The organism is Pigmentiphaga sp. NML080357 (assembly GCF_002188465.1).
Classification (GTDB): Bacteria; Pseudomonadota; Gammaproteobacteria; order Burkholderiales; family Burkholderiaceae_B; genus Pigmentiphaga.
Genome location: NZ_NINW01000004.1, coordinates 1 through 3,657, shown reverse-complemented (window position 1 = coordinate 3,657; position 3,657 = coordinate 1). Strand labels below are relative to the sequence as shown.

Sequence of the window (3,657 nt, the reverse complement as noted above, 5' to 3'; positions counted from 1 at the left end):
AGGGTATGCCTCAACCGGACGGCATTGGCCAGCGCGTAGGGTGCTTTGCTTTATGTTTCTATTGAAATGAAACGGCCGTTACGTTATAGTTGTTCACATCTAATGCATGAAGATGTTTGAATGAACGCACAAAACTGGTTATTGCTCACCTACAAGGTGCCACCCGAACCGGCCAAGAAGCGCATCGCGCTGTGGCGCAAGCTCAAAGGCATGGGCGCTGTCTATCTACAAAACGGCGTCTGCTTGCTGCCCAAGACCGACGATCACACCCGGCGACTCAAGATCATCGAGAACGAGATCAACGAAATGGCGGGCGATTCCGTCCTGCTGGAAACGGTTGCGCTTGATCGTGCTCAGGAAGACAAAGTCATTGCCCGCTTCAAGGCAGACCGCGACGAGGAATACAAAGAACTCCTTGGCAAGTGCGCCGACTTCGAGGCCGAGATCGCCCACGAAACCGAAGTTCAGCACTTCACCTACGCCGAGTTGGAAGAAAACGATGTCGATCTGAAGAAGCTCCAGTCCTGGCTGGAAAAAATCGCCAAGCTCGACTTCTACGGTGCCACGCTGGCCGCAGAGGCAGCCGAACGGCTCAAAGGCTGCGAAGCCTTGCTGGACGCCTACGCGCAACGGGTGTTCGACGCTCACGATGAAAACCGTTGAAAGAAGAGGACATATTTCATGCGGTTGTCTGCATTTATCACTTTCTTGAAAATGCGCCCGCAAGTGCGCACTGAATTTTTGACTCTGTTCATCAGCCTTGTGTTCACCCTGCTGTGCAATGGCGTGTTTTGGAATGCCCTTCTTGCTGGACGCGACTCCCTAACTTCTGGAACATGGCTAATGCTCCTTTGCACTGGGTTGCTGATCACCGGGCTGCAATGGTTGTTGCTCCTTCTGGTGGCCACGCGCTGGAGTGTCAAGCCACTACTGATTCTGCTTGCTGTCATGACGCCCGCCGCCGTTTATTTCATGCGCAACTACGGGGTTTATCTCGACAAGGCCATGCTGCGGAATCTGATGGAGACGGACGTCAGGGAAGCCAGTGAGCTGTTGCAATGGAGAATGCTGCCCTACTTGTTGGTTGCAGCCGTATCCGTGTGGTGGATTGCGAGAGTCAGGGTTTTACGAACGGGCTGGAAACAAGCGGTAATGATGCGCAGCGCTTGTCTGGCTGGCGCTCTCGCCATGATTTCCATGGGTCTGTGGCCAGTCATGGATGTGCTGATACCCACGCTTCGTGAAAACAAGCCGCTTCGCTATTTGATCACTCCTGCAAACTACGTCATCTCGGGCATTCGGGTTTTGACTGAACAGGCGTCATCGTCAGCAGACGAAGCAAGGGAAGTCGTTGCAGCCGATGCGCATCGAGGGCCTCAAGAACAAGGCCGCCGTCCTCGTGCTCTCGTACTGGTTGTCGGGGAAACCGTCAGGGCGGCTAATTGGGGGTTGAGCGGCTATGAACGACAAACCACCCCTGAGTTGGCCGCACGCGACGTGATCAATTTTTCCGATGTCACCAGTTGCGGGACGGATACGGCTACATCCCTTCCCTGCATGTTTTCCCTCAATGGTCGGCGCGACTACGACGAACGCCAGATTCGTCGGCGCGAGTCCGTGCTGCACGTTTTAAACCGTAGTGACGTCAACATTCTCTGGCGCGATAACCAGTCGGGCTGTAAAGGCGTCTGTGATGGACTGCCCTTTGAAAACCTGTCTTCGGCAGGCCATCCCACACTGTGCCATGGCGAGCGCTGCCTGGATGAAATTCTGCTCGAAGGGTTGGCCGAGAAGATAACAACAAGCCGCAGCGATATGCTGATCGTTCTGCATATGCTGGGCAATCACGGCCCAGCGTATTTCCAGCGCTATCCCGCAAGCTACCGACGCTGGTCGCCAACCTGCGACACCACCGATCTGGCCAGCTGTTCGCATGAAGCCTTGGTGAACACCTACGACAACGCCGTGCTTTACACCGATCATGTGCTTGCCCGTACCATTGACCTGCTGTCCGGCATCCGCTCACACGACACGGCGCTGCTGTACGTTTCCGATCATGGGGAATCGCTCGGCGAGAAAGGCCTGTATCTCCATGGCATACCTTACGTCATCGCGCCGGATGAGCAGATCAAGGTGCCGATGATCTGGTGGCAGTCGAGTCAGGTTTATGCCGACCAAGCCTGTATGCAAACTCATGCCTCTCGGGCACCGGTAAGTCACGATCACCTGTTTCACACCTTGCTCGGGATGTTCGACGTGAAAACCGCTGCCTACACGCCAGAGTTGGACCTTCTGGCAACATGCAGAAAAGGACAACCACAATGACGACGTCAACGGATGATCCGCCGAAACGCTGGCTCAACCGCACCGTCGCAGGTGCGGGGATCACGAGCTCATTGGGGGATTTCTGCTACGAAACCACCACGGTCATCCTGCCTGGCTTTCTGGCCGTACTCGGCATTCCCGCCGCCGTGCTTGGCCTCATCGAAGGCATTGCCGACGCCATCGCCGCATTCACCAAGATGGTGTCTGGCTACATCGCCGACAAGCTGGGACACCGCAAGCTCTTTGTGATGGTCGGCTACGGACTGACCCCGTTGGGGCAGGTGCTGATCGCGCTGGCGGCTGGCTGGCCCCTCCTGCTGCTGGGGCGCATCGTGTCCTGGTTCGGCAAAGGGCTGCGCGGCCCGCTGCGTGATGCCATCGTTATCCAGGCCGTGTCGCCGGAAACGCGTGGCCGCGCCTTCGGCTTTCACCGGGCTGCCGACACCGTGGGTGCGGTGATCGGCCCCTTGCTGGGCGTCGCGCTGCTGGGTTGGGCGCAAGGCATTCATTGGAGCGACGCGGCTGGACCCTTCCGGCTCGTATTATGGCTGTCGGTGATTCCGGGTGTCTTAGCCGTGCTGGCGTTTCTCACGCTGGTCAAAGACCCGGAGCATTCGCCCAACCCGGCCCTGAAGTTCTTCAGCTCGCTGCGTGGCCTGCCCGCCCGGTTCAAACGCTATCTCGGCGCGGTCGGCATCTTTGGCATCGGTGATTTCTCGCACAGCCTGTTGATCCTGGCGGCCACGACCTTGCTGACCCCCTCGCTGGGCGTTATCCAGGCGGCACAGGTGGCTGGCCTTCTCTATGTGTGGCGCAACCTCGTGCAGGTCGCTGTTTCCTACCCAGTGGGCGTGCTGGCGGATCGTGTCGGCCACTTGCCGGTGCTGATTGCCGGTTATGTGCTGGGCACACTGACGGCGGTGCTGACGGCGCTCGCATTCTGGCTGGGCATAGCCAGCGTGCCGCTGCTGGCCGGGGTGTTCTTCATTGCCGGTCTGTACGTGGCGGTCCAGGAAGCGCTGGAGTCCACCGTGACGGCCGAGATGGTGCAGCCGGACACGCTGGCGATGAGCTATGGCGCGCTGGGCACCGTCAATGGCGCTGCCAAGTTCATTTCCAGCGCCTCGGTCGGCGTGGTGTGGACGGCGGTCTCGCCTGTGGTCGGTTTCGGGCTGGCGGCCGTGTTGATGGCTGCCGGTACGCTGACACTGTTGCGCGTCAAGGGCAACTGAGCAATGGGCAGGCACGACCCGCGACCGTAGCGTGCCTGTCCATCACGAGTTTCTTTGCGGTGCTTAGCGTACGATTTTTTCCGTTTTCTGAGACGACCCC

3 protein-coding genes are annotated in these 3,657 nt (G+C 58.5%); all 3 read left to right on the top strand.

Translation table 11 applies throughout. The features are described from left to right. Positions 1-120 precede the first annotated feature (120 nt). From CDO44_RS01780 to CDO44_RS01770, 3 genes are read left to right on the top strand one after another with little or no spacing between them, the layout of a single operon-like run. Positions 121-663, top strand: a complete 543-nt coding sequence (locus CDO44_RS01780; protein WP_053821787.1) for a Chromate resistance protein ChrB — start codon at positions 121-123, stop codon at positions 661-663. Between the two features lie 18 nt (positions 664-681). After that, positions 682-2,325: a phosphoethanolamine--lipid A transferase MCR-5.1 gene (locus tag CDO44_RS01775; protein ID WP_053821788.1), complete on the top strand. Its 1,644-nt coding sequence runs from the start codon at positions 682-684 to the stop codon at positions 2,323-2,325. Beyond that, positions 2,322-3,557 carry an MFS transporter gene (locus tag CDO44_RS01770; protein WP_170265907.1) on the top strand — a complete coding sequence of 412 codons (1,236 nt, stop codon included), beginning with the start codon at positions 2,322-2,324 and terminating at the stop codon, positions 3,555-3,557. The genes CDO44_RS01775 and CDO44_RS01770 overlap by 4 nt, the downstream gene beginning before the upstream one ends. Positions 3,558-3,657: the final 100 nt, after the last annotated feature.

Bases quoted from the DNA above. Each gene is read 5' to 3' on its own strand.
- CDO44_RS01780 (WP_053821787.1), top strand. From the start codon at position 121: ATGAACGCACAAAACTGGTTATTGCTCACCTACAAGGTGCCACCCGAA.
- CDO44_RS01775 (WP_053821788.1), top strand. From the start codon at position 682: ATGCGGTTGTCTGCATTTATCACTTTCTTGAAAATGCGCCCGCAAGTG.
- CDO44_RS01770 (WP_170265907.1), top strand. From the start codon at position 2,322: ATGACGACGTCAACGGATGATCCGCCGAAACGCTGGCTCAACCGCACC.